The organism is Peribacillus sp. FW305-BF15, assembly GCF_058783805.1.
In genome coordinates this window covers 1-3541 of sequence record NZ_JBYSYV010000057.1, presented here as the reverse complement: position 1 = coordinate 3541, position 3541 = coordinate 1, and the positions used below count along the sequence as shown (strand labels likewise).

Sequence of the window (3541 nt, the reverse complement as noted above, 5' to 3'; positions counted from 1 at the left end):
GTTAGACTCTATTTTTGAGTTTAGATTTTCGTAGTAGATGGTGGCGGCGAGGAGCGCCGCCATAGGAGTTTCTTATGCAGCAGTTCCATAAAGTTAAACGGATACCCTTGATATATCAAGGTTTTCCTCGGTGTCACTCATAGGTTGCATAGTATTGCGCTTATTACTATCTTTACTTTGCACGATTCATCTCACAATACTAGGAGTAGGAAAGGCGATGAACTCATTATGATTTTTAGCGAACGTTTAAAAAAAGAACGGGAAAAAAGAAATTGGTCACAAAATGATCTTGCAGAGAAGATTCATGTGAGTCGCCAATCTGTGTCCAAATGGGAAACGGGAAAAAATTATCCAAGTATTGAAGTACTCATTAATCTAAGTGATTTATTTCAGATTACGGTAGATGAATTATTAAGGAGTGACGAGGAATTGAAAGAAAAAATAATACGGGAAAGTAAGCAGTTAGCATTTCCAAATTGGAAAATGTTTTTTGATATCTTGTTACTAATAGGAGCATTTTTGTTAGTGTCTAAATTAATTATTTTTGGTCTTAACAAATTTGCTGGCACGGATATTACCATTTTAAAGAGCATGCCAGTTTTAGCGAGTTTTTTACCATTTGCTTTGACGGTTATTGGCGGTATCGGTTCGGATTATTTGAAGGATAAATATGTAGATTAAAAATACTCTCTTCTAAAAATGCATAGTGATTCACAAGGGAATGAAAACCTTTTGGAAAACTGATCATAAAAGAACAGAACCTTTGAATTTCAGGTTCTGTTCTATTTTTTATTTGAAATTTTGCACTTCTTCATTTCCCTCGAATTTGTTATCTTTCAATATGCCAATTTCTTCAATATGATTTCGTGCCGTTTCATCTCCTAATTTATAAATTAAGGCATAAAGCCTTTTCATGGCTGCATCGTATTTATCATTTGCCCGGTCATGATGATAGAGAAGGTAGGGCACATGTGATCGGGCATATGCCTCCAGGTCATCTTTTCGGTGTTCCTCCAAGCATTGTTTCAATTCTGCAAGTTCCTCATCAGTTGCGTGCACCGTAAAGCTCGGATTCTCTTCAAGTTTTTGTCCGAGTACGTCACCGCTGACCAAATCGACATGGTAGGTATGTTTTTCCTGTATCATTCTGCACATCACCCTTTCCGGCATTTATCTATTCTGTACCACTATTTGTAAAAAGTTAATCATGAAAGTAAACATTTCCTTAATGAAAAAGATAGGAAATAAAGGTATCGGACTCCTTATCAAATGGTTTAAGATGGATTTACAGAATAATATGGTAAATGGAGTGGTGATATAGTGAAGAGGTCAATCATGGTTGTTTTTTTTGTGTTGATTGCTTCAGGCTGCGTAACAAGGAATTATGATTCCAATATGGATTTAGGGAAAAGTCAGTTGAATGAGGAAAATTATTTAGAAGCCCACGAGGCATTTGAATTAGCTTATAAAGAAGCAAAAACACCTAAATCAAGGGAGTTAATGGATCTTTCAGGTTTGCTGGCGAGTGGAATGAAGAAATACGACGAACAGGATTTTGAATCGGCCAAAAAAGATTTTGAAGAAGCAACCGCATATAAAGCAAAATACCGGGAAGGTAAACAAATGGTTTCAAAGGCGGCGGAAATGCACCCGGTATCAGACTCCGCCACGATAGAAGCAGTAGTGGGAAATGATGAAGTGAAATCCACGGAGGAAACAACCGAGGAAGAATCCAAAGCAGAAGATGAGGCGGCAACGGATACAAAAGGCAAAGAAGGAAGCAAGGATTCGGATCGTTCATTAAGTAAATCTCAGGCGGAGAAGCTTGTGAGGGATTACGTGGATATGGAAAACTTTTCGCAATTGCAAATAGAATATGATCATGATGCCGAAAAGGGAGATTATATTTTTCATGTTTTCGAGGTAGATGAACCTAGTCAGAAAAGCGGACACAAAACCACTTGGGGCTGGTATGGTGTGAATAAGGAGACCAAAGAAGTTTATGAAGTCATGTAAGGATAAATGAATGCTCGAATGGGGGGCCTCTGTTGTGGCCTTTTTATTTTGTTGTACGGCAACATACAGGATTCGATAAAATTTTATGATTTTTGTTAAAGGATAGCCGAATTCTTTATTTTCTTAAGGATTTTTTAATAATTCCTGTTTATGATTGAGGCAAGTAAAGGACAATCATAGGAGGGATAAAGATGGAGAATTATAATGGTGAGGAGCAAGTCAGAATCAAGGCAGAACGGAAAAAGGGTAAATCTCTCTGGATAACTAGCCTTGTTTCCGGAACGGTTGCTTCTATGGTTACATCATCTGTATTTCTATTTGGCGGAGACTTTATAGATCAAGGGAAAAGTTCAGTGAATGAGTCAACCGAAACGGCAGGTGTACAGCAAACGGACAGTGTTGAAAAGGATAAAAATGTCACGGCGGAAAAGTTATCGACAAGTACGGATTCAAATGATAGGGCAGAGATGGTCGAATCAGCATCCAAATCGATTGTAGGGGTCGTGAATTTACAGGAGATGCAAAGCCAGAACCCGTACCAGCGGCAAAGCACGGAGAGCGAAACGGTTGAGAGCGGAACTGGCTCAGGGGTCATTTATAAAAAAGCTGATGGGAAGGCCTATATCATCACGAACAATCATGTTATTGAAGGAGCTAAGGAAGTCGAAATTTCATTATATGACGGACAAAAGGCAACGGCAGCTGTTGTCGGGGCCGATGCTTTGACGGATTTAGCGGTTTTGACAATTGATGCCTCGAAAGCACCAGAGGGAATTAAATTCGGGAATTCTGATAGCATGCGTCCAGGTGAAGAGGTATTGGCAATTGGCAACCCACTTGGACTTGATTTTTCAAGATCGGTTACACAAGGAATCGTCAGTGCCAACGGACGCACCATTTCAGTCGATACCGCGGACGGGGAGTGGGCACTTGATGTCCTTCAAACCGATGCAGCAATCAACCCTGGCAATAGCGGCGGTGCATTGATCAACACCGCTGGGGAAGTGATCGGCATAAACAGTCTGAAGATTTCTGAAAACGGTGTGGAAGGCTTAGGGTTTGCCATACCAAGTAATGATGTGATTCCGATTGTTACGGAACTGATTGAAAATGGAAAAATCACACGTCCATATTTAGGAGTCAGCTTGGCCAGTATGGAAGAACTGCCGCAATATTACATTCAAAATGTTCCTGAAGCCGTAAAGTCCGGTGTAATGGTGACGAGTATAGAAGCGGGATCGGCTGCGGCGAATGGAGGGCTAAGGCAACAGGATATCATTGTTGAGATTGATGGAACGAAAATAAATACTTCCGCAGCATTAAGGAAATACTTATATACAAATAAGAAAATCGGCGATAAAGTAAAAATTAAAGTATACCGAGGTACTGAAGAGAAAACGGTAACGATAACCTTGCAAAAACCATAGAAAGAGGTAAGGCCCCTGATCATTTGAACTGTGCCCTTCAAAATGGACAGTCTTAAAAAAAGACCTATAAATTAAGCAGCTAATAGTTGACTCCCGTA

General features: G+C 39.8%; 4 protein-coding genes. 3 read left to right on the top strand and 1 reads right to left on the bottom strand.

Annotated elements, in window-relative coordinates:
• The first annotated feature begins 228 nt into the window (after nt 1–228).
• Complete coding sequence (locus AC3WLU_RS26635; protein ID WP_492598216.1) at nt 229–681, top strand: helix-turn-helix domain-containing protein; 453 nt, start codon at nt 229–231, stop codon at nt 679–681.
• Between the two features lie 108 nt (nt 682–789).
• On the opposite strand, the gene AC3WLU_RS26630 is transcribed toward AC3WLU_RS26635, so the two are convergent.
• Nucleotides 790–1146 carry a hypothetical protein gene (locus AC3WLU_RS26630; RefSeq protein WP_063577463.1) on the bottom strand — a complete coding sequence of 119 codons (357 nt, stop codon included), beginning with the start codon at nt 1144–1146 and terminating at the stop codon, nt 790–792.
• Nucleotides 1147–1335: 189 nt separating this feature from the next.
• Here AC3WLU_RS26630 and AC3WLU_RS26625 point away from each other — a divergent pair, with 189 nt between their 5' ends.
• Both AC3WLU_RS26625 and AC3WLU_RS26620 read left to right on the top strand, forming a co-directional pair.
• Nucleotides 1336–2016: a hypothetical protein gene (locus AC3WLU_RS26625; protein ID WP_057278573.1), complete on the top strand. Its 681-nt coding sequence runs from the start codon at nt 1336–1338 to the stop codon at nt 2014–2016.
• A gap of 191 nt (nt 2017–2207) precedes the next feature.
• Nucleotides 2208–3443: a S1C family serine protease gene (locus AC3WLU_RS26620; protein ID WP_063577462.1), complete on the top strand. Its 1236-nt coding sequence runs from the start codon at nt 2208–2210 to the stop codon at nt 3441–3443.
• Nucleotides 3444–3541: the final 98 nt, after the last annotated feature.

What these genes read in the sequence shown, in the direction of transcription:
- AC3WLU_RS26635 (WP_492598216.1), top strand. Translation starts at nt 229, where the DNA reads ATGATTTTTAGCGAACGTTTAAAAAAAGAACGGGAAAAAAGAAATTGG.
- AC3WLU_RS26630 (WP_063577463.1), bottom strand. Translation starts at nt 1,146, where the DNA reads ATGATACAGGAAAAACATACCTACCATGTCGATTTGGTCAGCGGTGAC.
- AC3WLU_RS26625 (WP_057278573.1), top strand. Translation starts at nt 1,336, where the DNA reads ATGGTTGTTTTTTTTGTGTTGATTGCTTCAGGCTGCGTAACAAGGAAT.
- AC3WLU_RS26620 (WP_063577462.1), top strand. Translation starts at nt 2,208, where the DNA reads ATGGAGAATTATAATGGTGAGGAGCAAGTCAGAATCAAGGCAGAACGG.